Source organism: Xanthobacter luteus, assembly GCF_040049235.1.
Lineage (GTDB): Bacteria > Pseudomonadota > Alphaproteobacteria > Rhizobiales > Xanthobacteraceae > Xanthobacter.
In genome coordinates this window covers 1,282,607-1,308,951 of record NZ_JBDZDO010000001.1, presented here as the reverse complement: position 1 = coordinate 1,308,951, position 26,345 = coordinate 1,282,607, and the positions used below count along the sequence as shown (strand labels likewise).

The 26,345-nt window shown below is 70.0% G+C and carries 24 protein-coding genes, 1 tRNA gene and 1 pseudogene; 20 read left to right on the top strand and 6 right to left on the bottom strand.

Annotated elements, in window-relative coordinates; genetic code table 11:
• Positions 1 to 4: 4 nt before the first annotated feature.
• Genes ABLE88_RS06390 through ABLE88_RS06350 form a run of 9 tightly spaced genes read left to right on the top strand, consistent with a single transcriptional unit; the run spans position 5 to position 6,543 of the window.
• Positions 5 to 502, top strand: coding sequence for an iron ABC transporter substrate-binding protein (locus ABLE88_RS06390; protein WP_348830603.1), 498 nt, complete (start codon positions 5 to 7; stop codon positions 500 to 502).
• Positions 502 to 834, top strand: coding sequence for a hypothetical protein (locus ABLE88_RS06385; protein WP_348830602.1), 333 nt, complete (start codon positions 502 to 504; stop codon positions 832 to 834). The genes ABLE88_RS06390 and ABLE88_RS06385 overlap by 1 nt, the downstream gene beginning before the upstream one ends.
• A complete protein-coding gene (locus ABLE88_RS06380) occupies positions 831 to 1,085 on the top strand; it encodes a hypothetical protein (protein ID WP_348830601.1) in 255 nt (84 codons plus the stop codon). The genes ABLE88_RS06385 and ABLE88_RS06380 overlap by 4 nt, the downstream gene beginning before the upstream one ends.
• Complete coding sequence (locus tag ABLE88_RS06375; RefSeq protein WP_348830600.1) at positions 1,082 to 1,489, top strand: DUF3168 domain-containing protein; 408 nt, start codon at positions 1,082 to 1,084, stop codon at positions 1,487 to 1,489. The genes ABLE88_RS06380 and ABLE88_RS06375 overlap by 4 nt, the downstream gene beginning before the upstream one ends.
• Complete coding sequence (locus tag ABLE88_RS06370; protein WP_348830599.1) at positions 1,486 to 1,803, top strand: phage head closure protein; 318 nt, start codon at positions 1,486 to 1,488, stop codon at positions 1,801 to 1,803. Before ABLE88_RS06375 ends, ABLE88_RS06370 begins: the two co-directional genes overlap by 4 nt.
• Positions 1,800 to 2,210, top strand: coding sequence for a phage terminase small subunit P27 family (locus ABLE88_RS06365; protein ID WP_348830598.1), 411 nt, complete (start codon positions 1,800 to 1,802; stop codon positions 2,208 to 2,210). The genes ABLE88_RS06370 and ABLE88_RS06365 overlap by 4 nt, the downstream gene beginning before the upstream one ends.
• Positions 2,176 to 3,789 carry a terminase large subunit gene (locus ABLE88_RS06360; RefSeq protein WP_348830597.1) on the top strand — a complete coding sequence of 538 codons (1,614 nt, stop codon included), beginning with the start codon at positions 2,176 to 2,178 and terminating at the stop codon, positions 3,787 to 3,789. The genes ABLE88_RS06365 and ABLE88_RS06360 overlap by 35 nt, the downstream gene beginning before the upstream one ends.
• Positions 3,782 to 6,154: a phage tail tape measure protein gene (locus ABLE88_RS06355; protein WP_348830596.1), complete on the top strand. Its 2,373-nt coding sequence runs from the start codon at positions 3,782 to 3,784 to the stop codon at positions 6,152 to 6,154. Before ABLE88_RS06360 ends, ABLE88_RS06355 begins: the two co-directional genes overlap by 8 nt.
• 5 nt (positions 6,155 to 6,159) lie before the next feature.
• Positions 6,160 to 6,543 carry a hypothetical protein gene (locus tag ABLE88_RS06350; RefSeq protein WP_348830595.1) on the top strand — a complete coding sequence of 128 codons (384 nt, stop codon included), beginning with the start codon at positions 6,160 to 6,162 and terminating at the stop codon, positions 6,541 to 6,543.
• Between the two features lie 59 nt (positions 6,544 to 6,602).
• Here ABLE88_RS06350 and ABLE88_RS06345 read toward each other — a convergent pair.
• From ABLE88_RS06345 to ABLE88_RS06335, 3 genes are all read right to left on the bottom strand, one after another.
• Positions 6,603 to 6,678 (bottom strand) — tRNA-Thr (locus tag ABLE88_RS06345).
• A gap of 547 nt (positions 6,679 to 7,225) precedes the next feature.
• Complete coding sequence (locus ABLE88_RS06340) at positions 7,226 to 7,633, bottom strand: DUF4332 domain-containing protein (RefSeq protein WP_348830594.1); 408 nt, start codon at positions 7,631 to 7,633, stop codon at positions 7,226 to 7,228.
• Positions 7,634 to 7,698: 65 nt separating this feature from the next.
• Positions 7,699 to 8,079, bottom strand: a complete 381-nt coding sequence (locus ABLE88_RS06335) for a DUF2267 domain-containing protein (protein ID WP_348830593.1) — start codon at positions 8,077 to 8,079, stop codon at positions 7,699 to 7,701.
• Positions 8,080 to 8,264: 185 nt separating this feature from the next.
• On the opposite strand from ABLE88_RS06335, the gene ABLE88_RS06330 reads away from it, so the two are divergent.
• The 5 genes and pseudogenes from ABLE88_RS06330 to ABLE88_RS23805 all read left to right on the top strand — a co-directional run.
• Positions 8,265 to 9,872 (top strand): helicase HerA-like domain-containing protein, encoded by a 1,608-nt coding sequence (locus ABLE88_RS06330; RefSeq protein WP_348830592.1) that lies wholly within the window; start codon positions 8,265 to 8,267, stop codon positions 9,870 to 9,872.
• 213 nt (positions 9,873 to 10,085) lie between these two features.
• On the top strand, positions 10,086 to 10,520 hold the full coding sequence (locus tag ABLE88_RS06325) for an ANTAR domain-containing protein (protein ID WP_348830591.1): 435 nt from the start codon (positions 10,086 to 10,088) through the stop codon (positions 10,518 to 10,520).
• A 363-nt stretch (positions 10,521 to 10,883) separates the two neighbouring features.
• The gene (locus tag ABLE88_RS06320) at positions 10,884 to 12,305 is read left to right on the top strand and encodes a M20/M25/M40 family metallo-hydrolase (protein ID WP_348830590.1); all 1,422 of its coding nucleotides are present in this window, start codon (positions 10,884 to 10,886) and stop codon (positions 12,303 to 12,305) included.
• Positions 12,306 to 12,401: 96 nt separating this feature from the next.
• A complete protein-coding gene (locus tag ABLE88_RS06315) occupies positions 12,402 to 13,382 on the top strand; it encodes a zinc transporter ZntB (RefSeq protein WP_348830589.1) in 981 nt (326 codons plus the stop codon).
• A gap of 86 nt (positions 13,383 to 13,468) precedes the next feature.
• Positions 13,469 to 13,924, top strand: a pseudogene (locus ABLE88_RS23805) (esterase-like activity of phytase family protein); the annotation flags it as partial.
• Positions 13,925 to 14,039: 115 nt separating this feature from the next.
• Here the strand turns inward: ABLE88_RS23805 and ABLE88_RS06305 are convergent.
• Both ABLE88_RS06305 and ABLE88_RS06300 read right to left on the bottom strand, forming a co-directional pair.
• Entirely contained in the window at positions 14,040 to 15,671 is a 1,632-nt protein-coding gene (locus ABLE88_RS06305) for a glycosyltransferase family 39 protein (protein ID WP_348830587.1), read from the bottom strand.
• Positions 15,672 to 15,927: 256 nt separating this feature from the next.
• Positions 15,928 to 16,524 carry a superoxide dismutase gene (locus ABLE88_RS06300; protein WP_348830586.1) on the bottom strand — a complete coding sequence of 199 codons (597 nt, stop codon included), beginning with the start codon at positions 16,522 to 16,524 and terminating at the stop codon, positions 15,928 to 15,930.
• Between the two features lie 212 nt (positions 16,525 to 16,736).
• On the opposite strand from ABLE88_RS06300, the gene ABLE88_RS06295 reads away from it, so the two are divergent.
• Positions 16,737 to 17,588 carry a flagellar biosynthesis protein FlhF gene (locus tag ABLE88_RS06295; protein ID WP_348830585.1) on the top strand — a complete coding sequence of 284 codons (852 nt, stop codon included), beginning with the start codon at positions 16,737 to 16,739 and terminating at the stop codon, positions 17,586 to 17,588.
• 134 nt (positions 17,589 to 17,722) lie between these two features.
• Here ABLE88_RS06295 and ABLE88_RS06290 read toward each other — a convergent pair whose 3' ends face one another.
• On the bottom strand, positions 17,723 to 20,092 hold the full coding sequence (locus ABLE88_RS06290; RefSeq protein WP_348831099.1) for a transglycosylase domain-containing protein: 2,370 nt from the start codon (positions 20,090 to 20,092) through the stop codon (positions 17,723 to 17,725).
• 444 nt (positions 20,093 to 20,536) lie between these two features.
• Between ABLE88_RS06290 and ccmI the strand changes: the two genes are divergently transcribed.
• The 5 genes from ccmI (at position 20,537) to ABLE88_RS06265 (ending at position 26,240) form a co-directional block, all read left to right on the top strand.
• The gene (ccmI, locus tag ABLE88_RS06285; protein ID WP_348830584.1) at positions 20,537 to 21,664 is read left to right on the top strand and encodes a c-type cytochrome biogenesis protein CcmI; all 1,128 of its coding nucleotides are present in this window, start codon (positions 20,537 to 20,539) and stop codon (positions 21,662 to 21,664) included.
• Between the two features lie 3 nt (positions 21,665 to 21,667).
• Positions 21,668 to 22,156 carry a cytochrome c maturation protein CcmE gene (ccmE, locus tag ABLE88_RS06280; protein ID WP_348830583.1) on the top strand — a complete coding sequence of 163 codons (489 nt, stop codon included), beginning with the start codon at positions 21,668 to 21,670 and terminating at the stop codon, positions 22,154 to 22,156.
• Positions 22,157 to 22,160: 4 nt separating this feature from the next.
• Positions 22,161 to 24,152 (top strand): heme lyase CcmF/NrfE family subunit, encoded by a 1,992-nt coding sequence (locus ABLE88_RS06275; RefSeq protein ID WP_348830582.1) that lies wholly within the window; start codon positions 22,161 to 22,163, stop codon positions 24,150 to 24,152.
• 5 nt (positions 24,153 to 24,157) lie between these two features.
• A complete protein-coding gene (locus tag ABLE88_RS06270; RefSeq protein WP_348830581.1) occupies positions 24,158 to 24,643 on the top strand; it encodes a cytochrome c-type biogenesis protein in 486 nt (161 codons plus the stop codon).
• A 94-nt stretch (positions 24,644 to 24,737) separates the two neighbouring features.
• Positions 24,738 to 26,240 (top strand): carboxypeptidase M32, encoded by a 1,503-nt coding sequence (locus tag ABLE88_RS06265; protein ID WP_348830580.1) that lies wholly within the window; start codon positions 24,738 to 24,740, stop codon positions 26,238 to 26,240.
• Positions 26,241 to 26,345: the final 105 nt, after the last annotated feature.

The following is a 26,345-nucleotide window of genomic DNA, read 5'->3' as shown; positions in this document are numbered from 1 at the left end:
GGAAATGACTGTTTCGACGACTGCGAATGCAAAGGTCTATCTCGGCACCACTGCCGCGATCGACTTCACCACCGACAACGACGCCCTCGCCGATTTCGAGGGCGACAGCTATGTCGAGATCAAGGAGGTGGAAGACCTCGGCGAGTTCGGCGACGAGTCGTCCGAAGTCACCTTCTCTTCCATCGGCGATAGCCGCATGCGGCGCTTCAAGGGCGTTCGCGACGCGGGCGTGATCGAACTGATCTGCGGACGCGATCCCCTGGACGCGGGGCAGGCGGCGCTCATCGCGGCCGAGAAGGTGAAGGACGAGTACAACCTCAAGATCGTCGCCAATGACGCGCCGGTGGATGGCACTCCCACCACCTTCTACATGCGTGTCCTGGTGATGAGCGCGAAGAACTCCTTCGGCACCGTGGACAACGTGGTGAAGACCACGTTCTCGCTCGCGATCAACTCGGCGATCATCGAAGAGATCGCGGCCGAAGAGCCCGAAACCCCGTGATGATGGAGGGGCACGTTGAAGTCCCGCTCGCGGGCGGGCACGTCACCCTCGCACCGACCTTGGGCGCCGCGATGGCGCTCAACCGGCGGCACGAGAACTTCGGCACGCTCCTGGCGAAGCTGGAGGCATACGACCTCGCGGCGGCGGCGGACGTGGTGCACCTCGGCCTCGGCCGGGGCGACCACGAGCGCGGCACCACCGAGGAACAGGTGTTCGCGGCGGGCCTGATCGAGCTGACGCCGCTCCTCCTTCGCTTCGTCATCATGCTGGCCAACGGCGGCAAACCGGTGAAGCCGGAGGAAGAGAAGGCAGCCGGCCCTTTCGGCGCGTGAGCCTGGCGGAGTTCTACGCCTGGCTCTTCAAGGCGGCCACCGGCTGGCTCGGCTGGCCTCCGGCCGTGGCGCTGGCGACGCCCATTCCGCAGATCGAGGCGGCCTTTGAAGGCCGCATGGAGATGCTGAAGGCGATCTTCGGCGGCGGCGAGGGCAAGGCCACGGGGGGCAGTGCTTCCCTGGGCGCGAAGTTGAAGGCGGCCATGTCCCTGAGGGGCACCCGCAAGGTGAAGAGGAAGAAGAAGCCGTGAGCCCTGACCTGGCATTGCAGAAGGCGTTGCTCGCCCGCCTCGCGGCGGATGCGGACGTGCTCGCCCTCGTGCCTGCCGCGTCCATGGTGGACGGCTTCGGCATTCCCCAGCGCTTCCCCTCCATCGTGTTCGGGGAGGGGCAGGTGGTGCGCGAGCCGCTCACGTTGGCGGCCCGCCACCGGCGCACCTATGCGACGCTCCACCTCTGGGCCAAGAGCATGCCGGCGGCACGGGCCATCGGTGGCGCCGTGACGGCCGCGGTGGAGAGCACCCCCCTGGTGCTGGAGGACGGGCACCACGCCATCTCGACTGTGGTGCGCGAGGTGCGATTCCTGCGCGATCCTGATGGCGAGGCGGCGCACGGCGTGCTCACGGTGGATTGCCTTCTGGAGGTGGCGCCATGAGGGCGGGCACGCTTGACCGCGTCGTCACGATCCAGCGCGCCACCGAGGCGCGGGACGCTTTGGGCGTGGTCACGACCACATGGGCGACCCTCGCCACCATGCGCGCGGCGCTGGTGCAGGCGAGCACCGCCGAGTTTCTCCAGGCCGCGGGCCTCCAGGGCGAGGCCGCGGTGATCTTCCGCACCCGCTTCCTGGCGGGCGTGACGGTGCGCGACCGCGTGCTCTTCGAGGGCGTGGCGCACGACATCAAGGAAGTGAAGGAGATTGGCCGGCGGCATGGGCTGGAGCTGCGCACGGTGGCGCGAAACCAATGAGGGGACGCAAGCCCGCCAACATCAAGCCGGACGTTTCGCCCGTGGAGAAGGTGCCGACCGCGCCCGCCTGGCTCTCGAAGGACGCGAAGGCCGAATGGCGCCGGGTGTGCCCCATCCTGGTCAACGAGCGCCGGACCCTGAGCGAGGCGGACCTTCCCACGCTGGCGGCCTATTGCGCCGCCGTGGGGCAGGTGCAGGAGGCCAGCCGCATTCTTGCGAAGGAGGGCCTCACCTACAGCTCGGACAGCGGCATGCCGAAGAAGCATCCCGCGGTGGGCATCCGGCACGACGCCATGACGCAGGTGCGCCAACTCGGCGGCGAGCTGGGCTTGACGCCCGTGAGCCGGAGCCGGCCGGCAATGCGAGACAGCCATGATCCCGAAGACGCATCCGACCTGGATCTTTGACGGCTCGGAAATCGCGGACCCGTTCGGCTATGGCGAGCGGGCGGTGCGGTTCCTGCGCGCGCTCAAGCACCCAAAGAACCCGGCCCCTGGGCAGGCTTTCCAGCTCGATCCCTGGCAAGAGCGTGTCGTGCGGCGCATCTATGGCCCGCGCCATGCCGACGCCACACGCATCGTGAAAACCGTCGTCTTGCTGCTACCGCGCGGCAACCGGAAGACCTCGCTCTCGGCGGCGCTGGCGCTCCTGCATACCCTCGGCCCCGAGCGCATTCCCGGTGGGGAGGTGCTGAGCGCGGCGGCAGACCGCAAGCAGGCGCGCCTGGGCTATGCGGAGGCGCTCGGAATCATCCGGAGCGACCGCCGGCTCGGCGCCGTCACGGCCTTGCAGGACTACCGCAACCGGATCACGTCGAAGAAGTGGGGCAGCTTCTACGAAGCCATCTCCTGCGATGCCGGCACACAGCACGGCCGCACGCCCGTTTTCGTGCTCGCCGATGAGCTGCACGCCTGGAAAAAGCGCGACCTGTGGGACGTGCTGAAGTCAGGCCTCGTGAAGGTGAAGGGCTCGCTCCTGATCGTCGCCACCACGGCCGGCCGGGGGCAGGAGAACATTGCCGCGGACATCGTCGAAGACGCCCGCAAGGTGGCGCGCGGCGAGGTGGTGGACCCGTCCATTCTCCCGATCCTCTTCGAGGCCGGGAAAGACGAGGATTGGCGCGACGAGGCGGTGTGGCACCGGGTGAACCCTGGCCTTGCCCATGGCTATCCGGACATTGAGGGCCTGCGCCAGCTCGCCCGTGAAGGTGAGCGGCGCCTCGGCGACCGGGAGGCCTTCCGCCAGCTCAACCTGAATATCTGGCTGGACCATTCCGAAGATCCCTTTGTCGAGATGGACGTGTACGACGAAGGCAACGGGCCTGTGGACCTCGCGGCGCTCGAAGGTGAACCGTGCTGGCTTGCGGTGGACTTGTCATCGAACGGCGACCTCACTTGCATCGTGGCGGCCTGGCGCGACGGGGAAGGCGGCTACATCGTCCATCCTTGGTTCTTCTGTCCCGCGGACAACCTGCGCGCCCGCGCCGAGCGCGACGGGGTGCCATATCCCGCCTGGGCAGATGAAGGCCTCATCATTCCGACACCCGGCAACGTGGTGGACTTCCGAACGGTGGAGCAGACCGTTCGCGACCTGTGCGAGCGGTTTCGGGTGCAAGAGATCGCCTTCGATCCGCACTTGGCCCGCAACAGCCTGAACACGCTTCTGGAGGAAGGGCTGCCCGCCGTGGAGATGCGGCAGGGGTGGGTGACGATGGCGCCTGCGGTGAAGGAGCTGGAGCGGGCCATCATCGGCCGCTGCTTCACCCATGGCGGCCATCCAATCCTGCGCTGGCACTTCGAGAACATCGTCACGAAGACCGACCCCGCGGGCAACCGCATGTTTCACAAGGGCAAGAGCCGGGACCGGATCGACGGCGCCGTCGCTGCCGCGATGGCGGTGGCGCGCGCCTCGGCCGAGGCCGGCGCTGGCTCCGGCTTCGATGACGCCGAGGGAACCGACGAACTGATGAGGTGGCTCAATGGCTGACGGTAACGAGCGGCTTGTCGTCTCGCTTGAGGCACGCATCCGCGATTTCGAGAAGAATTTCGAGCGGGCGCAGAAGGCCGCCAACGCCCGCTTCACGGCGATCGAACGGCGGGCGCAGTCCTCGGCCGCGACGCTGAAGGCCGCGTTCACGGGCGCAGGCGCGGCCATCACCGGCGCGTTCAATTCCTTGGGCGGTGCCGGCATCATCGCGGGTGGCGGCCTGGCGGGCATCGTCGCGACACTGAAGACCGCGGCCACCTCCGTTGCCGACCTAGCGGCCGAGGCGCAGAAGGCGGGCGTGGCCTTTGAGCCTTTCCAGGAACTCAAGTATGCGGCCGAGCAGAGCCGCGTGGGGGTGGACGCGCTCGCGGACGGGCTGAAGGAGATGCAGCTTCGCGCCGACGAATTCATCCGCACCGGCGCCGGCTCCAGCGAGGAAGCCTTCAAGCGCCTGGGCTACTCGGCCGAGGATCTGAAGCAGAAGCTCCAGGACCCGGCGGCGCTCTTTGAAGAGATCATCGACAAGCTGAAGGGCTTCTCGAAGGCGGCGCAAATCCGCATCGCCGATGAGATTTTCGGCGGCACCGGCGGCGAGCAGTTCGTGCGCTTCATGGAGCAGGGCGAGGGTTCCTTGACCCGCGCCCGCGAGCGCGCCCGCGAACTCGGCCTTGTCATCTCCGACGACGTGGGGAAGCAGGCGCAGGAGGTGGCGCGGCAGTTCGACGAGCTGGGCTCGCGGATCGAGGTGGCGCTCAAGACCGGAGTGCTGGAGGGCGCGGCGGCGCTGGAGAAGTACAAGGCCGAGATCATCGGCGTTGGCGTGGCCATCGGAGCCATCGGCGCAGGTGCGCTTCTCGGCCCGCTGGTGGCGTCCCTGGGGGCGGCGGCGGCCGGTGCCGTCGCGGCAGGCGTGCAGCTCACCCGGCTTAATGCCACTATCCTTGCCGTGGCGGCTGCACAGCGCGCGGCGACGCTCGCAAGCGCCGGCTTGGGCGCGGCCCTGCGCCTTCTCGGCGGCCCGGCCGGCATCGCCATTACCGCGCTTGTCGGCGCCATCGCATTGCTCGCCACTCGGCAGGATCAAGCCAAGCTCGCGGCCGACAACCACCGCACCGCCATGGTGGAACTCGACAAGGCCATCGCGGCGGTGAAGGGCAGGGTGCCCGGCGCCGAGGCAGCCCTGAAGAGCCTCGGCGAGCAGCACGTCGAGAACGCCAAGCGCGCGTTGGCCGATGCTGAAGCCGAACTCGAATATGCAAAGGCGGTGGCGGCAAACCAGAAGCTCGGCGGGTGGGCGGCGAAGTACGGCGCGACCATGCCCACCACCAACGCGGCGGACATGGCGGCCTCTGTGGAGGAGAGCATCAAGCGGGTGCAGGAGGCGCAGAAGCGGCTTGCCGACCTTCAGGCGAAGCTCGCGACCGCGCCCTCGGCCACGCCTGCCGCGACCTATGATCCCGCCTTGCCGTCCAAGGGGCCGTCCGGCGCCGACGTGCTCAAGTCAGCCGAGGAACGGGTACGCGCGCTGGAGATGGAGCGCAACGCCCTCGGCATGACGAAGCAGGCGGGCGCCGAGTACATTTTCATGCAGGAGGCGGAGGCCGAGGCGCGGCGCCAGAACATCGCCCTCACGCCGGAGCAGATGGCGCAGCTCGGCGAGATGGCCCGCAAGTACGGCGAAGTGACCGCGGCCATTGAGCAGACAAAGGCGGCGCAGGAGCAGTTGAATCAAGTCAAGGATTTGACGAAGGGGTTCCTCTCCGACTTCACGAGCGGGCTCATGGACGGAAAGAATGCTTCCGACGCCTTCGCCGATTCTCTGAAAAATCTCCTCAAGCGCATCCTAGACATGATGTTGGAGCGCATGCTGCTGGGGCTCTTTTCCATGCTCATGCCTGGTGGGGGTGGCATGGGCGGGGGCATGGGCCTGTCCGGCATGCTCGGCTTCGCCGATGGTGGCGTGATGACGCCGCAGGGGCCGCGCAAGTTGAAGCGCTATGCCTCCGGCGGCGTGTCCCGCAAGGCGGCGATCTTCGGCGAGGCCGGACCCGAGGCGGCGGTGCCGCTTCCGGACGGCCGGCGCATCCCCGTCGAAATGCGCGTGCCCGACGTGCGCGGCAGCGTGGCGGCGCCGAGCTTCACGAACAGCACCACGTTGGCGCCGACCTACAACATTACGGCGGGGCAGGGCTCGCAGATGGGGCCGATGGACTGGCAGAAGGTGTTGGAGGGCAATAACAAGTCGCTCCTCAATTCCTTCCGTGCGCAGTTCATCAAGGATCTGGAAGACATGGGGCCGCTCGCGAAGGCTATGACGGGACGCTTCGGCCTCAATCCCGCGCGCGGCATGGCGATGAGGAGGTGACGGAAATGAGCTTGCCGACTTGGCCGGGCGCTGTGCCCTATGAGCCGTTTGACGACCTGTGGAAAAACACCCCCATCGGCAACACCCACCTCGTCACCGAGATGGAGGCTGGAAACGTGCGGGTGCGCCGTCGCCCCTGGGTGCTGCCATCGCTGGAGTGGGGGCGACTGCTGAAGCCCGACGCCATGGCGGCGTTCAAGACCTTCGTTGAGAGCGACCTCGGCGACGGCGCCGGCCGCTTCCGCATGATGGTCTGCCTCGACGGATCGACCTTCACCGAGCGTACGGTGCAGATGGAACCGGCAAGCCTGAGCTACGCGGGCGCCGGCAACAGCCTCGTCAAGGTGACGTTCCGAATGTGGGTGTTCCCGCCTGCCGTGGTGAGCTGACTTTGTGCTTACTTGAAGGCTCGAAGCGGGCGAGGAACTTAGCTAAGTCTTTGATTTTATGGTGCCGCGGAAGGGATTCGAACCCCCGACCCACGCATTACGAATGCGTTGCTCTACCAGCTGAGCTACCGCGGCGCGCCGCTTCTCATACGGGCAGCACCGGCGCTTTTCAAGGGCGGGCGGGTGCGAAGCCAGGGCCGGCGCAGGCGGGAGGCCGGGCCATGCGGGCCAGGCGGCCCGCGCCGCGCCGTCGAAATCCTGCCCCAGGGAACGCAGCCGAAACGCCCGCCACCAGCCTGGCACCCGACGGGAACGCGACCCGACCGCGGACGGACGCGGCGGCGCCGGTACCTGGCCGAAGCGGCCGAACGATCGAGGCGGCGCGCGGCCGAACAAATCCCGGCCGTGACGTGCCCGGCCGCGCCGCGCCCAGCTGCGAACACGCCAAGGCGAGAATGCGCCGGAGCCCGAGCGCCGGAGCCCGAACGCCAGCGCCCGGAGGCAGCAAAGCCCGAATTCGCCAGGGCCCGAACGCCAGCCCACGGATGGCGCGGGGGCACGAAGATGGCTAGGCCCGAGAGCCTCACGTCCGTCGGGCTCGGAACGCATGCGGGGATGCCGATACCGGCATCCGGCCTATACCGCACCCGGCCGAGACCTGCCCGGCCGGCGCACGGCCGCGTCAGTAGGTGAGGATCGGCGGCAGCTCCTTGGCCTGGGCGATCCACTTCTCCACCATGCTCTCGGCCGGCAGCAGGCGCACCAGCTTCTTCTTCTCGTTCACCTCGGCCATCGCCTTGGTGAGGTGGGCGGCGTTGCGGGTCTTCAATTCCTTGACGGTGTCGACGCCCGCGGCCTCGAGAAGCTCGGAATATTCCTCAGCCACGCCCTTGATGCGCATGAGGTCGGCCATGTTGGCCCATTTCAGGACCTGCTTCTCGTCGATGCCGGCCTTCTCCGCCAAAGCCTTGCGGTCCTTCGGCGCCTTCGCGGCGTCGAGCAGGGCGCCGGTATTGGTGATGCCCGCCGTCTTCAGCTTCTCGGCCATGACCGGGCCGATGCCCTCAATGTCGATGATGGGATAGGACATGATTCCCCCCTGAATGGCGTGGCTCGAGCCGAGCCGGGATGATGAGGCCACAACCTCCGCGAAAGTCAAACCAGCGGCCGCAGTCCGGGAATGGCTGCGACCACGCCGTCCACACTTTCGGCGCCGGCGGTCTCGCGGGCATAGGCGACGATCTCGCGCACCGCGCCCTGCACCTCGCCCATGGTGAGGCCGTGGGCCATCATCCGGTTCGCCACCTCCATGAGGCGCGCCATGCCCCCGAAATGGCGATTCGCCGAAGCCAGCGCGGCCGGCTCGGGGGTCTGCGCCACCAGGTCGGCGATCCAGGGATGGCGCGCCAGCAGCGGCGCCATGGCCTCGGCGGGAGCCTCCCGGCCGAGGAACTGGACCACGATGGTGACCACCTTTCGCCCGGCGTCGGGCTCGATGCCCACGCGCTCCTCCAGCCGAGACAGCAATTCGTCCATAGGATCTCCCCGGCGCCGCACCGCGGCAGAGATAGACCGCGAATTTGAAGGCCGCGCGACGTTCCCGCAAGGCAAAGCGCGCCGACCGGGCCGCCGCCGCGCGCCAATGTGCTTGCCCCGGCGCGGCGAAACGGGCGAAAACAGGCCCTGATCCTTCTTCCGCCCGACCTGCGCGAGGACACGCCATGACCGCCTCCGGCGCCGCGAAACCGGACACCGCCCCCCTCGACCCGAAGGCGCCCGACGGGGCGGGCACGATCTATGTGGGCCGCAGCTTCGTCGGCACCGGCAAGGCGCAGCGCGCCAAGGACGAGTTCCTCACGCTGCGCCTCGCCAACCGGCACGGCCTCGTCACCGGCGCCACGGGCACCGGCAAGACGGTGACGCTCCAGGTGCTGGCGGAGGGCTTCGCCCGCGCCGGCGTCCCGGTGTTCGCCGCCGACATCAAGGGCGACCTGTCCGGCATCGCCGAGCCGGGGACCCCCAAGGACTTCCTGCTGGAGCGCGCCAAGGAGGTCGGCATCGACTACCAGCCGGACAGCTTCCCGGTGATCTTCTGGGACGTGTTCGGCACCCAGGGCCACCCGGTGCGCGCCACCATCTCGGAGATGGGGCCGCTGCTGCTCGCCCGCCTCATGGGGCTCAACGACACCCAGGAGGGCGTGCTCAACATCGCCTTCCGGGTCGCCGACGAGCAGGGCCTGCTGCTGCTCGACCTCAAGGACCTGCGGGCGCTGCTCGCTTATGTGGCGGAGAACGCCGCCTCCATCGGCACCCAGTACGGCAACGTGGCGACGCAGACCGTGGGCGCCATCCAACGCCAGCTCCTGGTGCTGGAGAATCAGGGGGCGGACAAGTTCTTCGGCGAGCCGGCGCTCAACATCGCCGACCTCATGCGGGTGGACCGTTCGGGCTACGGCACCATCTCCATCCTCGCCGCCGACAAGCTCATGGGCGCGCCGCGCCTCTACGCCTGCTTCCTGCTGTGGCTGCTGTCCGAGCTGTTCGAGCAGCTGCCCGAGGTCGGCGACCCGGACAAGCCCAAGCTGGTCTTCTTCTTCGACGAGGCGCACCTTTTGTTCGACGAGGCGCCGAAGGTGCTGCTGGAGCGCATCGAGCAGGTGGTGCGCCTGATCCGCTCCAAGGGCGTCGGGGTCTATTTCGTCACCCAGAACCCGCTCGACGTGCCTGAGAGTGTGCTGGCCCAGCTCGGCAACCGGGTGCAGCACGCGCTGCGCGCCTTCACGCCGCGCGACCAGAAGGCGGTGCGGGCGGCGGCCGAGACCTTCCGCCCCAATCCCGGCCTCGACACCGCCAAGGTCATCATGGAGCTCGGCAAGGGCGAGGCGCTGGTATCGATGCTGGAGGGCAACGGCATCCCCTCCATGGTGCAGCGCACGCTGATCCGCCCGCCGTCGGCCCGCGTCGGGCCCATCACCCCTGAGGAGCGCGCCGTCATCATGGCGAAGAGTCCGGTGGGCCACGTCTACGACCAGACGGTGGACCGGGAGAGCGCGTTCGAGAAGCTTCAGCAGCGGGCCGAGCAGAAGAGCCAGCCGCCGGCCGAGGCCGCGGCCGGCGGCGGCGGGCTGCTGGGCGGCATCCTCGACAGCGTGCTCGGCACGGGGACGCCGGCGCCCGGCGGCGCCGGTGCTCCGAAGGGCCGCACGTCCACCCGGATGACCACCACCGAGGTGGTGGTGCGGCAGGTGGCGCGCTCGGTGGCCAGCCAAGTGGGCACCCGGCTCGGCCGCGCCATCCTGCGCGGCATCCTCGGCAATATCAGCCGCTGAGGGCGGCCGGCCGTGCAGCCCAGCGCCGGAGCATGGCGGCGCGGCGCGCGGAACTTTGGCCGGCCCTTGCGAGGATGGTTGCTTCGGTTTCCCGGTGCCGCTATTTTCTAATGCGAGTCGATGCGATTGCGGGGTCGTGTCGGCCGGAGCTGCTCAACGCCGCGTGTCTGGCTTTAGTTGCGGACCGGACGCGCATCCATATTGGAGCGCCCCATGAAGGTGTTACCAACCGCCCGCATTCTGCTCGTGGATTCTGATGCCGAACGCCGCCAGGCGACCCGGCAAGCTTTGACGGCCTTCGGGGTGGGGGCGGTCGTCGAGGCGGCGCGTTTCGAGGATGTCCAGCCGCCCATGGGCGCCGGCATGGTCGACGTGCTCGTGATGCAGATCGACGATCTCGACCAGGTTCCCGAAAATCCCTTCCGTGACGGCGGCGCCGTGCCCGCCATCCTGGTGGTGGATGGCCTCGCCCCCATGATCGCGCGGGCGGCCGGACGCGGCGGCTACGATGCCGGGCTCGGCACGCCGCTTCAGGCGCGCCTGCTCTACCGTCGCATCGGCTCGGTGCTCCAGCGCGCCCGCCGCGCCGCACGGCCATCCTTATCGGTCCCCAAGCCCGAGATGGTCGGCCTCGCAGAGGCGGGCTGAGGCGCGCGAGCGGCCGGCGCACCCGCCAGCCGCCTCGCGCCTCATCTCCCTCTCGCCTCGCCGCTTCGTGTCTCGTCGGTTCGCACCCTGAGGCTTTGAGGGCTGGGTTCTTGCGTGTTGGGTTCTTGCGCGCTGGGTTCTTGCGCGCGCGGTCCCTGTGCGCGAGGTCCTTGCACTTCGCCGCTTCCTCCAGCAGCGACAGCGCCGCGCGCTGTGCCGTCACCGGCAGCGCGCATGCGGGCGCGCATCCAAGCCTGAAAAGCATCGCCGGAGCCCGCGGGGCGCGCTTGCAAGGCGCGTCCTTCGCGGCCAGCATCCGCGCGGGCGCCGGCGGTGCGGGGCCGGCGGTGCGAGGAGGCGGACATGACGGCGAGCGGCGCGCAGATTGACGGTGGGTTGACTGGGGAGACCCTGGGGCGCAAGGCGCTCGCGGCCGCCGATGCGGGGCTCGATGCGGCGCTGGGGCGCCTGTTCGAGTTTCTGCGCATCCCCTCCATCTCCACTGATCCGGCCTATCGGGAGCGGTGCCGCGAGGCCGCATCTTGGGCCGCCGCGACGCTGGACGACCTCGGCCTTGCCGCCACCGTCATCCCCACCACCGGCCATCCGGTGGTGGTGGCGCGCACCGACACCGGCGCCCGGCGCCGGGTGCTGTTCTACGGCCATTACGACGTGCAGCCGGTCGACCCGCTCGATCTGTGGGAGACGCCGCCGTTCGCACCGCGCTTCGGCGCCGGCGCGGACGGCCGGCGCACCATCGTCGGGCGCGGGGCGAGCGACGACAAGGGCCAGGTGCTCACATTCCTGGAGGCGCTGCGCGCGTTCCGGGCCGCCGGCGGCGCCCCGCCGGTGGACATCACCGTCTTCCTGGAAGGCGAGGAGGAGTGCGGCTCGCCGAGCCTTCCGGCCTTCTTCGCCGCCGAGGCCGGACGGCTCAAGGCGGACCTCGCTCTGGTCTGCGACACCGGCATGTGGAACCCGACCACGCCTTCCATCACCACTTCGCTGCGCGGCATCCTTCCGGTGGAGGTGACCATCACCGGCGCCTCGCGGGACCTGCATTCGGGGCTCTATGGCGGGGCGGCGCGCAACCCCATCCACGTGCTCGCGGACATCCTCGCCGCGGCGCGCGACGCGGATGGGCGCATCACCATTCCCGGCTTCTACGACGAGGTGCGGGAGATGCCCGACCCGGTGCGCGACGCCTGGGCGCGCCTCGCGCTCGGGCCGGAGGACTTCCTGAAGCCGGTGGGCCTCTCGGTGCCGGCGGGCGAGCGCGACCGGATGCTGATCGAGCAGATCCAGTCCCGCCCCACCATGGAGGTGAACGGCATCTTCGGCGGCTATACGGGGGAGGGGACCAAGACCATCATCCCGGCCAAGGCCACCGCCAAGATCTCCTTCCGCTTGGTGGCGGACCAGGACCCCGCCAAGATCGCCGCCGCCTTCGAGGGGTTCGTGCGCGCCCGCCTGCCCGCCGACTGCGGCGCCAGCTTCACCGGCCATGGCGGCAGCCGCGCCTTCCTCGTGGACCCGGCGAGCCCGGACCTCGCCCATGCGGCGCGGGCGCTCGAGGCGGAGTGGGGCGTGGCGCCGGTGATGGTGGGCTCGGGCGGCTCCATCCCCATCGTCGGCCAGTTCAAGAGCCATCTCGGCATCGACACGCTGCTGATCGGTTTCGCGCTCGACGACGACCGCATCCACTCGCCCAACGAAAAATACGACGTGACCTCGTTCCACAAGGGCACCCGCAGTTGGGTGCGCATCCTCCAGGCCCTCGGTTGAGGTCTCGCGGCGCCATCTTCCGGGTGTCGCGCAATCGTGCGAGGAAGGCGGGAAGAGCGGGGAGCCCCGTGCGGGCGGGACGGGCGGCTGGCAGGCATGGACAAGATCGACACGCAGGCGCTGATTTCCATCTGGTCCCTGGACGGCAAGGGCGCCGGCCGCCGCCTCTCGTGGGAGGAGGCGATGGCGCCCCAGCCCGCGGAGGGGTTCGTCTGGCTCCACTTCCGCCGCATGGACCGCCTGAAGGAGGAGTGGCTCCGGCAGGCGAGCGGTCTTGATCCCTCGGTGGTCGAGAGCCTGCTCGAAGACCAGGCCCGGCCCCGCTGCGCGGTGTTCGCGGAGGGGGCGCTCCTGTCGCTGCGCGGCGTCAACCTCTACCGCAACGCGCTGCCGGAAGACGTGGTCACCGTCCATCTTTGGGTCGACAAGAATCGCATCGTCTCGGTCCAGCACGAGCCGCTCTCGGCGGTGGAGGACTTCGAGGATGCGCTCACCCGCGGCCGGTGCCCGCGCACCCAGGGCGAGTTCGTGGCGGAACTTGCCACCCGTCTGGTGGAGCGCCTCGATGCCGTGGTCACCGCGCTCACCGACGACGCCGACGATCTGGAGGACCAGGTCGAAGGCGCCCAGGTGTCCGATCTGCTGCCGCGGCTCGCGGTGATGCGGCGGGTGGCCATCAAGCTGCGCCGCCACATCGCGCCGCAGCGCGAGGCGCTCAACCACTTCTCGCTCGAGGACGACGCCTGGCTCGGCCCCAAGGACCGCAACCGCCTGCGCGATGCCGCCGACCGCGTCACGCGCTTCACCGAGGAGCTGGACAGCGTGCGCGAGCGCGCCGCCGTGATCCGCGATCAGATGGTGGACCGACGGGCGGAGCAGATGAACCAGTCGATGCTGGTGCTCGCCGTGGTGACCGTGGTGTTCGCGCCGCTGACACTGATCTCGGGCATGTTCGGCATGAATGTCGGCGGCATTCCCGGCTCCGACAACGGCGAGGGCTTCTGGATCGTCAGCATCATCCTGCTGGCCATCGGCGCGCTGATGTTCTGGGCCTTCAAGCGCCTGCGCTGGATCTAGCGCGCCCCGGCGTGGTGCGCCCGGCGGAGCGGGCCGGGGGCAGCGCCAAGGGGAAGACAGCGGCGGTGGCAACACCCGAACAGCCCATGCCCGTGCCATCCCGTCTCGCCGTGCTGTGCCTCGCCGCGGCCCTGCTGGCGCCGGGCGCCGCCGTTCGCGCGCGGCAGGTCGAGCCGCCAGGGCGGGACGCGCGCGCCGAGCCGGAGCTGGCGAGCCGGCTGCTGGGCCGCGCCATCCTGCCGGCCGTGCGCTTCGTCGCGGCGCCGGCGGATGCGCCGGACGCGCTCAAAACGCGCGGAAAATTCCTCAATCCCGAGCGGCGGCGCACCGAGGGGATCGGTGTGCGCCCGGCACCCATCATGCTGTCCGCCGTTCCCGGTCACGCGGTCGGCAGCCTTGCCACGCCGTTCGCGGGCCAGCCGGTGCAGGGCGTGTCGGGGCTGGTGCCGGACAGCGACGGCGCCTTCCTCGCTGTGTCGGACAACGGTTTCGGCGCCCGGGCCAATTCGCCCGACGCCATGCTCATGGTGCATCGCCTGGCGCCGGACTTCGCGCGCGGCACCCTGACCCGGCGCGCCAGCATCTTCCTCAGCGATCCGGACTTCAGGCTGCCTCATCCCATCGCCATGGAGAGGTCCCGGCGCTCGCCGCCGCGCCTTAGGGGCCGGCGACGATGCTCTGGAGCTGGCGGCCCCGCACGTCATAGACGCGCGCATAGACGACGCCTTCGCGCGCCACCTCGACGATCACCGGCGCCTTCACGTCGGCGCAGTGGAACTCGCCCTGCACCAGAGCGAGATCGGCATTCTTGCTGTCATAGGTGAGCTCGAACTGGGGGCCGAACTCCGCCTTGGCGGCGAGCAGGGGACCGCACACCGCGACCCTCAGCTTGCGGCCCTGGGGCAGCAACGCGCGGTGGGTCTCCACGTATTTGTCGAGCTCCTCGGCGGCCTGTTTGAAGGCGAGGCCCCAATAGTCGATCATGAACTTGTCGTCGGCGCCCCGCACGCCGCCCACCAGATTGTTGTAGTAGGTATATTCATAAGGGTGGATGTCGCGGAACGTGGCCGCCGGCGCGCCGAGGCCAAGCGCGAAGGCGGCCGCCGCCGCGGCCCGCGCGGGAGCCGGCGCCCGGGCCAGGAGGTTCCACAGGCCGGCGACCGCCACGCCGCCGAGCAGCGCCATGGCGGGGGTGACGAAGACGAAGTGGCGGATGCCGTTGTACATGGCGGGACGGGTCGCCATCACCAGCGCGATCGGCACCAGCACCGCCGACAGCAGCAGCACGTAGCGCGCCCGGGCCTGCGGCGTCTCCGAACCGCGCACGACGCGCAACGCGGCCCAGCCGGCACCGAGCAGGCACAGCCCGAGGAACATCTCCGGCATCTGCAGCGCGAACAGGGTGGGCACGTAGCGGCGCGGCATGTCTGGCACCGAAATGGCTTGGCCCTCGAACATCTCGCGCCAGGGCACTTCCCAGAAATGGGAATAGTATTTCAGCGCCACCAAGGGGTTGGAGGGCTCGACCACGGCCCACGGCCAGACCACCGCGAGCATGAAGTAACCAAGCGGCAGGCCCAGGGCCAGCAAGGCGACGAACCCGGCGCCGCGCTGCGCGGCAGAGCCGAAGCCCCGCGTCCGGGCCTCGAGGACGAGCAGCACGCCCAAAGCGAGCACGAGATTGGCGCCCGCCAGCAGGCCCAGCACGCGCGCGCCGATGGCGAAGCCGAGACAGGCGCCGAACAGGGCGACGGTCCGCGGCGTCGGGCGCGGATACTCGTCGAACGCCCGCACCAGCGCATAGGTGACGCCGAGCATGGCCACCGCGAACGGCGCGTCCTTCGCGTTCATGAACATCTGCCCGTAATAAAGCGGGCAGATGGCGAGCAGGCTCAGCGCGGCGAGCCCGCCCACCGGGCCGGCGAGGCGGCGACCGGTGCGCCAGACGAGGAAGAAGCCGACGAGGCCGATCGCCGCGCCCAGCAGGCGGCGCACGTCGAACAGCTCCAGCGGCAGCACCTTGGCGAGGATCGCCGCGATCAGGTCGAAGCCGCCGCCGTAATAGAACAGGTTGACGAACGAGAACGCCGTCCGGTCGCTGAAATGCGACCGGTAATAGCGCAGCAGAAGCTCGCCATATTCGGAGTGGGTGAAGTCGTCCCATCCGAGGCCATAGTCCGAGAACGTCAGGCCGCTCAGTATGGCGAGCGCGCACAGCAGCGCGACCGCGATCGCGTCGGCCGGGTCGGCGGTGAGCCGGCGCGGGAGTTTCCAGGCGGAAGACGGCATGATGCGGGACGACCTCGGAGGCGGGCGGCGCCTTCGACGGCCCGAGGAGGGACCTCGCGGAAACGTGAAGGCGCAGCAGCTAAGATCGCCGGAGGAAAAACTGCAACAAAATTATGCGATGCACTGCAAAACATACATGCAGTGGGAATTCCAACCGGCGGCAGGCCGGCATGCATCCAGGAAAATCATGGCAGATCAGCGGCATGGGGTGTCCCGTTTCCGCAAGTTGCGGAAACGGGACTGACCTTCCCGACCGTCAGGAAGCCTTGGCGTAAAGCTCGGCGACATATTCCCAGTTGACGAGATGGTCAACGAACGCCTTCAGGTAGTCCGGGCGGCGGTTGCGATAATCGATGTAGTAGGAGTGCTCCCACACATCGACGCCGAGCAGAGGCGTGCCGCCGTGCACCAGCGGGTTCTCGCCGTTGGGCGTCTTGGTGATCGCGAGCTTGCCGTCCACAAGCGCGAGCCAGGCCCAGCCGGAGCCGAATTGTCCGATGCCGGCGGCGACGAAGTCCTCCTTGAACTTGTCCATCGAGCCGAAGTCCGCGACGATCTTCTTCTCGAGCTCGCCGGGGACGGCGCCGCCGCCGTTGGGCTTCATCCACTGCCAGAACAGCACGTGATTGTAGTGCTGGGCGGCATTGTTGAACAGCGGCGCGTTCTTGCCGAACGACCCCTTCACCACCTCCTCAAGGGTTTTTCCTTCAAATTCAGTTCCCTTTAGGAGATTGTTGCCATTATTGACATAGGCGAGGTGGTGCTTGTCGTGGTGATATTCGAGCGTTTCCCGCGACATGTACGGGGCGAGGGCATCGTAGGAGTAAGGCAGGTCGGGCAGCGTGAAGGACATGAATGATCTCCGCAATCGATCCGGCACAAGGCCCGGCCCCGCGCCGTGCAGCCGGTCGAGGCCGGAAGCATCGGGAACGTCCGAGCTGCGACCTAGATAGGGCTGGGGCCGCCTTCAAACAACCGTGGTGCCGTCGAAATTCAGGCGTGTTCGGGCGGGGGGCCTTGTGGCTTCATAGTCGCCGGTCCGGCGAGGCGTAGTGGAGTAACGAGATGTGGTGGTTCCTGGTGCTATTGGGGGTGCTGATCGCCCTCGCCGGCCTCGCGGTGATTGGCCTTGGGGTGTCCATCTTCGTCTCGAGCATCGGCAACACGCTCATCACCACCGGCGCGGTGGCGGCCTCCGGCGGCTTCGTCATCACCGCCATGGGCCTGGTCCTGCGCCAGCTGGAGCGTCTGTCGGACCGGATCGAGGCGGGCTTGAGCGGGCTTGAGGCCGGGGACCGCGTCCCGGCGGCCGAGCCGGCCGCCCCCGCCGTTGTTCCCGCGCCGCGCGCCCGGGCCGGCGGCGCGCCCCGGCTCGCCGCGGACGAACTTCTGGAGACCGGCGCGGAAGAAGCGCAGGAAGAGACGGAATTTTCGCCGCCGCCGCGTACGCGGCCGGTGCCGCCGCCCCGTCCCGGACGGGTGGAGGAGCGCCCCGCTTCCGACGAGCGCAGCGCCGACGAGCGCGCCCCGGACCCCATGGTGGAGGCCCGGCGCCAGCGCCTGGAGCGCCGTGCCGAGCCGGAGGCGCGCAGCGAGGCCCGCGCGGAGCCGCGGGTCGAGTCGCGTCCGGAGCCGCGTGCCGATGCCCGGCTCGGTCCGCGCTCGCGCTATGAAAGCAACGTGTCCAAGGGCTCGTCCGCGGTGCGGCCGCCCTCCACCCTGCCGCCGGCCGCAGGGGCTCGCCGCGCCGAAAGCCCGGACGAGCCGCGCATCCTGAAGTCCGGCATTGTCGGCGGCATGGCCTACACGCTCTATTCCGACGGCTCGATCCAGGCGGAGCTGCCCGACGGCGTGGTGCGCTTCGCCTCGCTTCAGGAATTGCGCGACCACGTCGCCCAGGCCCAGCAGAACCGCTGAGCCGGCCCCGGCGCGCCGTGCACCGGGCGGATGCGCCAGGCGCCGCCCCCTTGGGCGAGACCCGCACCGCGTCTGCGCCCTGACCTCGCCGGCAACGGCGCGCGGCGCCGCCTCGAGGTCGCGATCCGCCAGCCTCAATAGATGCTGGAGCGGGACTGGCCGATGGGCGCGGGCGGTCGCGGCGCCCCGTTGGGCGCCGGCTGCTGGGGCGCCGGGCGCGCCGTCGGGGCGGGCCGGGGCGGGGTGGCCTGGGGGCGCGTCTGGGGCGGCTGGCCGGGGGCCGGGACCGGCAGCGCCGCCGGCGCGGGCTGAGCCGGGGCGGTCCGCGCGGGTGCGCTCTGGGACGGTGCGCTCTGGGACGGCGCGGGCGCCGCGGGCGCTGCGGGCGGCAGGGGACGCGCCGCAGAGGCCACCACCTCGGGCATCGCCACCTGCTCGGCCTCCTTCAGCAGCTTCTCCAGCGCCACCAGGCGCTCGGCGGCGCGCGGCGAGAGCGTCACCGGCCGCTCCGAGCTGGCGAGGCCCGGCACGTCGACGAGCGGCGGCGGCTCCTCGATCTTCGGGATCGGCGAGGAGACGCCGGGGATCGGCTTGATCTCGATGCCCTGGTGGGCATAGGCCATCACCTTCTGCCAGGTCATGGCCGGCAGCGAGCCGCCGGTCATCTTGTTCATCTGGGCATAATCGTCGTTGCCGAACCACACGCCGCACACATAGTTGCCGGTGAAGCCCATGAACCAGGCGTCGCGATAGGCGTTGGTGGTGCCGGTCTTGCCGGCGACCTTGGCGTTGGCGAGGCGCGCCCGGCGCCCCGTGCCGTTCTCCACCACGTTGTTCAGCATGACGTTGATGTCGTTGAGCTGCGGCGTCGGGATGATCTGCACGCTCTTCGGCGCGTCGCGGTCGAAGCGCCAGACCACGTCGCCATTGCCGATGCGCATCTCGACCACCGCGTGGGGATAGACCGAGCGCCCGCCATTGGCGAACACCGCATAAGCGGTGGTCATGTCCACCAGCGTCACCTCGGCGGCGCCGAGCGGCAACGGGGCGCTGATGGGCAATGGCGTGCGCAGGCCCATCTGGTGCGCGAGGTCGACGATCTTCCGGCGCCCGAACCGTTCCGCGAGGCGCACCGCCACGGTGTTCAGCGAATATTGCAGCGCCGTTTCGAGCGTGATCGAGCCCTTGTAGGAGCGTCCGTAATTCTGCGGGCACCAGTTGCCGAGGCAGATCGGCGCGTCCTGCACCATGGTCGAGGGCTTCATGCCGCCCATCAGCGCCACGGTATAGACGAACGGCTTGAACGAGGAGCCGGGCTGGCGCAAGGCGTCGGTCGCGCGGTTGAACTGGCTCTCGCCATAGTCGCGCCCGCCGACCATGGCGCGCACCGTGCCGTTGGGCTCGCTCACCACGATGCCGCCCTGCTTGACCTTGTAGTCGCGCCCGAATTCGGACAGCGAGCTCTCGAGCGCCGCGTCCGCCACCTTCTGGATGTTGGGGTCGAGGCCGGTGCGGACGATGAAATTGCGCTCCACCACCGAAGCGGGCAGCTGCTCCACCAGCTTCTTCACCTCGCCAAAGGCGTAATCCAGGTAGTAGTCCGGCACCGCTTCCGCGCGCCGGTCGACCGGGGTCGCCGGGTTGCGGCGGGCGCCGAACACCTGGCCCTCGGTCATGAACCCGGCTTCCACCAGATTGTCGAGCACCGTGGAGGCGCGGGCGCGGGCGGCGGGCAGGTTGATGTGCGGGGCATATTTGGAGGGCGCCTTGAACAGGCCGGCGAGCATGGCCGCCTCGGCGAGGTTCACCTCGCGCACCGACTTGCCGAAATAATAGCGCGCCGCGGCGTCCACCCCGTAGGCGCCGCCGCCCAGATAGGCGCGGTCGAGATACAGTTTCAGGATCTCGCTTTTGGTGAGGTGCGATTCCAGCCAGATGGCGAGGAACGCCTCCTTGATCTTGCGGTCCAGCGTGCGCTCGTTGGAGAGGAACAGGTTCTTGGCGAGCTGCTGGGACAGCGAGGAGCCGCCCTGCACCACGCCGCCCGCCCGCGCGTTGGAGACCAAAGCGCGCATGGTGCCGGAGACGTCGATGCCCCAATGCTCGTAGAAGCGCCGGTCCTCGGTGGCCAGCGTCGCCTTGATGAGGGTGTCGGGGAAGTCCTCCAGCGGCACGGTGTCGTTCTGCTTCACGCCGCGCTCGCCGATGGTGTTCCCGTAGCGGTCGAGAAAGGTCACGGCGAGTTCGGTGCGCTTCAGCCAGTCGTCCGAGGTCTCGCGGAATGCCGGCACCGCGAGCGCCAGCATGGCCACCGCACCGATCGCGCCCAGGGTGAACAGATCGGAGGCGAGGCCCACGAACACCCGCGCGAAGCCGGTGACGTTGAATCGCTCGGTGAACGCCGCGTAGGCCGACAGCGCCCGCCGCGTGCCCGCGCCCAGCGTGAACAGGCCGCTGTCGAGGAACGCGTCGAAGTCCAGCAGGGCGTTGCGCAGCCGCGTCATCAGCGAGGTGCGGTCGGGGGCGGTCACGGCGTCAGGTCCAAGATGTCAGGTCCAAGAATCCGGGGCCCGGTTTGTCGGGTCCCAAGTTAGCGGGTCCCAGCTCATGGGTCCCATCGCTCCAGCCTCGGCCCCGAACGGCGGCCGAAATCCCCACCCTTCCATATAGCGCGAAGGCGCACCCCGCGCGAGGTGCGCGGCGCGACCCCTGGTGCGGCAACCGAGGGCGGCGTGGGGTCGCGGTCCCCGCCGGCGCCACACTTGCGCCTTGAAATTCACCGCCACTCCCCTTCCCATGGGGTCCTGCGGTATGCGGGGAGTGTCAAGGACTTCCCGGCGTGCCGGTGTGGCACGGCCGGGGCTGCGGCCCGGCGCCGCTGAGGCCCCAAGGGCACTTGCTTTCGAGGGCGTTGTGTCTATCGGCTACGTGGCATGATATCCGCTTCCTTGTTCACCGCTTTCGCGCTCATGACGGCTGCCGCGGCACTCGCCGTCCTGTGGCCGCTCGGCCGCACGCGTGCGCTCAAGGGGGCGCGGGAGGCGGACCTTGCCGTCTATCGCGATCAACTGGCCGAGATCGGTCGGGACCGGGAAAGCGGCCGGCTGCCGCCCGAGCAGGCGGAAGCCGCGCGCGTCGAGGTGGCCCGCCGCATGCTCGCCGCGGACGCCGTGCGCGAGACCGGCACGGGCGCGGCGACCAGCGTGGCCACGTGGCGCCGGCGCGCCGCGGCGGTGGCGGCGCTGGTGCTGATTCCGGCCGGCGCGGCCGGGCTCTACGGCCTGCTCGGCTCGCCCGACGTGCCCGGCGCGCCGCTGGCCGAGCGCCTCGCCGCGCCGCCGGACCGGGGCGACGTCGCGATCCTGGTGCGGCGCGTCGAGGACCACCTCGCCGCCCATCCGGACGATGGCAATGGCTACGAGATTCTCGCCCCGGTCTACCTGCGCCTCGGCCGCCCGGAGGACGCCGCCCGGGCGTTCGGCGAGGCGATCCGCATCCTCGGCCCCACCGCCGAGCGCCTCTCGGCGCGCGGCGAGGCGCTGATGGTGGCCGCCGACGGCCTGGTTACCGCCGAGGCGCAGCGCGCCTTCAAGGCGGCGCTCACGCTCGATCCCAAGGAGCCGCGCGCCTTGTTCTTCACCGCCGTCGCCGCCGAACAGGACGGCCGCCCGGCCGAGGCCGCGGCCATCTTCCGGCGCATGATCGCGCAAGCGCCCGCGCAGGCGCCCTATATCCCCATGGTGCAGGCCGCGCTCGCCCGCGCCGAGGCCGAGGCAGGCGCCGGTGCTGCGCCGGCGCCCGGCCCCTCGGCCGCGGACCTCCAGGCGGCGGCCGCCCTGTCGGCCGAGGACCGCAGCGCCATGGTGCGCGGCATGGTGGACCGGCTCGAGGCGCGCCTTGCCGCGGACCCGAACGACCTCGACGGCTGGCTGCGGCTCGCCCGCGCCTTCACCGTGCTCGGACAGAACGACAAGGCCCTGGGCGCGATCAATGCCGCGCGCGCGGCTTTCAAGGACAATCAGAAGGCGCTCGGCCGCATCGACGCGGCCGAGAAAGACCTCGCCAGGGGAGGGTAGGAGATGACGCGCAAGGGCCGTCGCCTGGTCATGATCGGCGCCGGGGTCGGGGTGCTCGGCCTCGCCGCCGCGCTGATCCTGTCGGCGCTCAACGACACCATCGTGTTCTTCCGCACGCCCACCGAGGTGGCGCAGCAGCAGGTGGTGCCGGGCACCCGGCTGCGCCTCGGCGGGCTGGTGGAGACCGGCAGCGTCGCCAAGGCCGGCACGCTCACCACCTTCGCCGTCACCGACGGCAATGCCGCGGTAAAGGTCTCTTATTCCGGAATTCTGCCCGACCTGTTCCGCGAAGGGCAGGGGGTGGTGGCCGAAGGCGCGCTCCAGCCCGACGGCTCCTTCAAGGCCGACAGCGTGCTCGCCAAGCACGACGAGCGCTACATGCCACGCGAGGTGGCGGACGCGCTCAAGGCGCAGGGCGTGTGGAAGGAGGGCGATCGGGCCCCCGGCACCGCAGCCGGCGGCCCCACCCCTGTCCGCGCGCCGGGGAGCTGACGCCGTGACCGCCGAACTCGGGCAATACGCCCTCATCCTCGCCCTCGCTCTGTCGCTGCTGCAGGTGGCGCTGCCCGCCTGGGGCGCCGCAAAGGGCGACGCCGTGCTCATGGGCGTGGCGGGACCCATCGCCTTCGCCTTGTTCGCGTTCATCGCCTTCGCCTTCGGCGCGCTGGTCGAGCTCTATCTGTCGTCCGACTTCACGGTCGCGAACGTGGTGGAGAACTCCCATTCCCAGATGCCGCTGATCTACAAGATCACCTCCACCTGGGGGAACCACGAGGGCTCCATGCTCCTGTGGGTGCTGGTGCTCGGCGTCTTCGGCGCGCTGGTGGCGCTGTTCGGTTCCAATCTGCCGGACCGGCTGAAGGCGCTGGTGCTCTCGGTGCAGGGCGCGATCGCCACCGCCTTCCTCGCGTTCGTGATCTTCACCTCCAACCCGTTCCTGCGTCTCGTGCCGCCGCCGGCCGAGGGGCGCGACCTCAACCCGATCCTGCAGGACCCCGGCCTCGCCATCCATCCGCCGCTGCTCTATCTCGGCTATGTGGGGCTCTCGGTGTCGTTCTCGTTCGCGGTGGCGGCGCTGATCGAGGGGCGCATCGACGCCGCCTGGGCGCGCTGGACACGGCCCTGGACGCTCGCCGCCTGGGTGTTCCTGACGCTCGGCATCGCCATGGGCTCCTATTGGGCCTATTACGAGCTCGGCTGGGGTGGCTGGTGGTTCTGGGACCCGGTGGAGAATGCCTCGCTGATGCCGTGGCTCGCGGCCACCGCGCTGCTCCACTCGGCCGTGGTGATGGAGAAGCGCGACGCGCTCAAGGTGTGGACGGTGCTGCTCGCCATCCTCGCCTTCTCGCTCTCCCTGGTGGGCACCTTCCTGGTGCGCTCGGGCGTGCTGACCTCGGTGCACGCCTTCGCCGCCGACCCGACGCGCGGCGTGTTCATTCTCGCCATCCTCACGTTCTTCATCGCCGGCTCGCTGACGCTGTTCGCGCTGCGCGCCTCGGCGCTGCGCCAGGGCGGCCTGTTCGCCCCGGTGTCGCGGGAAGGCGCGCTGGTGCTGAACAATCTGTTCCTCACCGCCGCCACCTTCTCGGTGCTGGTGGGCACGCTCTACCCGCTGGCGCTGGAGGCGCTCACCGGGGCGAAGATCACGGTCGGCCCGCCTTACTTCAACCTGGTGTTCGGCGGGCTCATGATCCCGCTCCTGTTCGCCATGCCGTTCGGGCCGCTGCTGGCCTGGAAGCGCGGCGATCTGCTGGGCGTCGCCCAGCGCCTGATGCTGGCGGCGGGCCTCGCGGTGGTGGCGGTGGTGGTCACGGCGGCGGCGGCGGACGGCGGCTCGGTGTTCGCGCCGGTGGGGGTGGGGCTCGCGGCGTTCGTCATTCTCGGCGCCCTCACCGACCTCGCGGAGCGCGCCGGCCTCGGCAAAGTGAGCGCGCGGGTGGCGCTGCGGCGCCTCACCGGCGTGCCGCGCTCGGCCTACGGCACCTCCATCGCCCATCTCGGCGTCGGCGTCTGCCTGCTCGGCATCGTCTGCGAGGCCTCCTGGAGCACCGAGACCATCACCTCCCTGCGGGTGGGCGACAGCCTCAAGGTGGGCACCCGCACGCTCACGCTGGAGCGCATGGAGAACCGCACCGGGCCCAACTTCCGCGCCCGCACGGCGGTGTTCTCCATCCGCGAGGGCGCGGTCTCGCAAGGCACCGTCGAGGCCTCGCGCCGGCATTTCGCCGCCCGCCAGATGGGCACCACCGAGGCCGGCATCCGCACCTTCGGGGCGAGCCAGCTCTATGTGAGCGTCGCCGAGGAGACGGCCGACGGGCATGTCGCGGTGCGCGCCTCGTTCAAGCCGCGGGTGCTGCTGATCTGGCTCGGCGCCGTGGTGATGGCGCTCGGCGGGGCGCTCTCGCTCACCGATCGGCGGCTCAGGGTGGGCGCGCCCAAGCCCTCCGCCCGCCGCCTGCCCCAGCCGGCCCCGACTCCGGCGGAGTGATGCCCATGCGCCGCATCCTCCTTCTCGCCCTCGTCTTGGCGGCCGGATTTCTCGCCGCCCCCGCAAACGCGGTGCAGCCGGACGAGATCCTCGGCGATCCGGTGCTGGAGAGCCGCGCCCGCGCGCTCTCGGCGGAACTGCGCTGCATGGTGTGCCAGAACCAGTCGATCGACGATTCCGACGCCCCGCTCGCCCGCGACCTGCGCCTCATCGTGCGCGAGCGTCTGACCGCGGGCGACAGCGACCGGCAGGTACTCGACTTCATGGTCCAGCGCTACGGCGAGTTCGTGCTGCTGCGCCCGCGCTTTTCCTGGCGCAACGCGCTGCTGTGGGGCACGCCGGTCCTGGTGCTGGGCCTCGGCGCGCTGATCGCCGTCGTGGCGCTGCGGCGCCGGGCGGGCGACAAGGTCGAGCGGCTCTCGCCGGAGGAGGAGGCAAGGCTCGCCCGGCTCCTCGCCGAGGGCAAGGGGACCGACGCCGGGAAAGGCTGAGGCCGGCCGGTGGGATCTGGCGCGGCGCGCGCCTTTTCGCCTACGGTTGGGGCCGCGCCGAAGCTTGCGCCGCGCCGCCTGCCAAGAGGATGCCATGCCCGCCTATGCCGATCTCGCCGCTCACTTTTCCCGCGCCGCGGCGCTCGCCAACGCCATCGGCATCCTGCAGTGGGACAGCGACACCATGATGCCCAAGGGCGCCGCCGAGACCCGGGCGGAAAGCCTTGCGCTGCTTCGGGTTCTGCACCACGGCATGGTGAGCGATCCGCGCGTCGGCGACTGGCTCGCCGAGGCCGGCGCGCAGGCGGGGCTGGGCGACTGGGAGCGCGCCAACCTTCGGGAAATCCAGCGCCTCTGGACGGTCCAGACCGCGGTTCCCGCCGACCTCGTGGAGGCCTCGAGCCGCGCCGTCTCGCGCTGCGAGATGGCCTGGCGCCAGGCGCGGGCGGACGCGGACTTTGCGTCTCTTCTCCCGCTCCTTACCGAAGTTCTTCTCCTCCAGCGCCAGATCGGCGCCGTGAAGGGCGAGAAGCTCGGCCTTGCCCCCTACGACGCGCTCTTGAACGACTACGAGCCGGGCGGGCGGGCGGCGCGCATCGACGCTTTGTTCGACGACCTCGCCCAATTCCTGCCCGGCTTCACCCAGGAGGTGCTGGAGGCGCAGGCGCGCCGGCCGGCGCCCCTGCCGCTCCTCGGCCCGTTCCCGGTGGAGGCGCAGCGCGCGCTCGGACTTCAGATGATGAAGGTGGTGGGCTACGACTTCGATCGTGGCCGGCTCGACGTCTCCACCCACCCGTTCTGCGGCGGCGCCGACAACGACGTGCGCATCACCACCCGCTATGACGAGGCCGACTTCGCCCGCGCGCTCATGGGGGTGATGCACGAGACCGGGCATGCGCTCTACGAGCAGGGCCGCCCGCAGGCGGTGATCCACCAGCCGGTGGGCCAGGCGCGCTCCATGAGCGTGCACGAGAGCCAGTCGCTGCTGATGGAGATGCAGGCCTGCCGCTCGCGCGAATTCCTCGCCTTCGCCGCGCCGCTGATGCGCGCTGCCTTCGGCGGCACCGGACCGGCCTGGGAGGCCGACAACCTCTACCGCCTCTACACCAAGGTCGAGCGCGGCTTCATCCGGGTGGATGCGGACGAGGTGACCTATCCCGCCCACGTGATCCTGCGCTACCGGCTGGAGAAGGCGCTCATCGGCGATGAGATGGCGCTCGCCGATCTGCCCGCCGCCTGGAATGCGGGCATGCGCGATCTGCTCGGCATCACCCCGCCGGACGACAGTCTGGGGTGCCTCCAGGACATCCACTGGCCGAGCGGCGGCTGGGGCTATTTCCCCACCTACACGCTCGGGGCCATGACCGCGGCGCAATTGTTCGACGCCGCCCGCCGCGCGGTGCCGGAGATCCCCGAGGCGATCGCGCGCGGCGATTTCACCCCGCTGCTCGCCTGGCTGCGCGTCAACGTGCACGGCCAAGGCTCGCTCCTGGAGACCGACGACCTGCTCGCCCGCGCCACCGGCCGCCCGCTCGACGCCGCGGTGTTCAAGGCCCACCTCCTGCGCCGCTACGGCAGCGAGGCGACGGCGCACTGAGGGGCGCTTCCAAGCCTGGCGCCGTCCTGCGCCCCTCTCCCACGAGGGGAGAGGGGGCGCGAACGGTTGGGTCCGGCGCGGGCCTGGGGGATGGCGCTCCTGTGG

What these genes read in the sequence shown, in the direction of transcription:
- ABLE88_RS06295 (WP_348830585.1), top strand. Translation starts at nt 16,737, where the DNA reads ATGTGGTGGTTCCTGGTGCTATTGGGGGTGCTGATCGCCCTCGCCGGC.
- ABLE88_RS06335 (WP_348830593.1), bottom strand. Translation starts at nt 8,079, where the DNA reads ATGGACGAATTGCTGTCTCGGCTGGAGGAGCGCGTGGGCATCGAGCCC.
- ABLE88_RS06385 (WP_348830602.1), top strand. Translation starts at nt 502, where the DNA reads ATGATGGAGGGGCACGTTGAAGTCCCGCTCGCGGGCGGGCACGTCACC.
- ABLE88_RS06315 (WP_348830589.1), top strand. Translation starts at nt 12,402, where the DNA reads ATGGACAAGATCGACACGCAGGCGCTGATTTCCATCTGGTCCCTGGAC.
- ABLE88_RS06355 (WP_348830596.1), top strand. Translation starts at nt 3,782, where the DNA reads ATGGCTGACGGTAACGAGCGGCTTGTCGTCTCGCTTGAGGCACGCATC.
- ABLE88_RS06320 (WP_348830590.1), top strand. Translation starts at nt 10,884, where the DNA reads ATGACGGCGAGCGGCGCGCAGATTGACGGTGGGTTGACTGGGGAGACC.
- ABLE88_RS06365 (WP_348830598.1), top strand. Translation starts at nt 1,800, where the DNA reads ATGAGGGGACGCAAGCCCGCCAACATCAAGCCGGACGTTTCGCCCGTG.
- ABLE88_RS06325 (WP_348830591.1), top strand. Translation starts at nt 10,086, where the DNA reads ATGAAGGTGTTACCAACCGCCCGCATTCTGCTCGTGGATTCTGATGCC.
- ABLE88_RS06265 (WP_348830580.1), top strand. Translation starts at nt 24,738, where the DNA reads ATGCCCGCCTATGCCGATCTCGCCGCTCACTTTTCCCGCGCCGCGGCG.
- ABLE88_RS06390 (WP_348830603.1), top strand. Translation starts at nt 5, where the DNA reads ATGACTGTTTCGACGACTGCGAATGCAAAGGTCTATCTCGGCACCACT.
- ABLE88_RS06360 (WP_348830597.1), top strand. Translation starts at nt 2,176, where the DNA reads ATGATCCCGAAGACGCATCCGACCTGGATCTTTGACGGCTCGGAAATC.
- ABLE88_RS06370 (WP_348830599.1), top strand. Translation starts at nt 1,486, where the DNA reads ATGAGGGCGGGCACGCTTGACCGCGTCGTCACGATCCAGCGCGCCACC.
- ABLE88_RS06350 (WP_348830595.1), top strand. Translation starts at nt 6,160, where the DNA reads ATGAGCTTGCCGACTTGGCCGGGCGCTGTGCCCTATGAGCCGTTTGAC.
- ccmE (WP_348830583.1), top strand. Translation starts at nt 21,668, where the DNA reads ATGACGCGCAAGGGCCGTCGCCTGGTCATGATCGGCGCCGGGGTCGGG.
- ABLE88_RS06270 (WP_348830581.1), top strand. Translation starts at nt 24,158, where the DNA reads ATGCGCCGCATCCTCCTTCTCGCCCTCGTCTTGGCGGCCGGATTTCTC.
- ABLE88_RS06300 (WP_348830586.1), bottom strand. Translation starts at nt 16,524, where the DNA reads ATGTCCTTCACGCTGCCCGACCTGCCTTACTCCTACGATGCCCTCGCC.
- ABLE88_RS06330 (WP_348830592.1), top strand. Translation starts at nt 8,265, where the DNA reads ATGACCGCCTCCGGCGCCGCGAAACCGGACACCGCCCCCCTCGACCCG.
- ABLE88_RS06340 (WP_348830594.1), bottom strand. Translation starts at nt 7,633, where the DNA reads ATGTCCTATCCCATCATCGACATTGAGGGCATCGGCCCGGTCATGGCC.
- ABLE88_RS06305 (WP_348830587.1), bottom strand. Translation starts at nt 15,671, where the DNA reads ATGCCGTCTTCCGCCTGGAAACTCCCGCGCCGGCTCACCGCCGACCCG.
- ABLE88_RS06290 (WP_348831099.1), bottom strand. Translation starts at nt 20,092, where the DNA reads ATGACGCGGCTGCGCAACGCCCTGCTGGACTTCGACGCGTTCCTCGAC.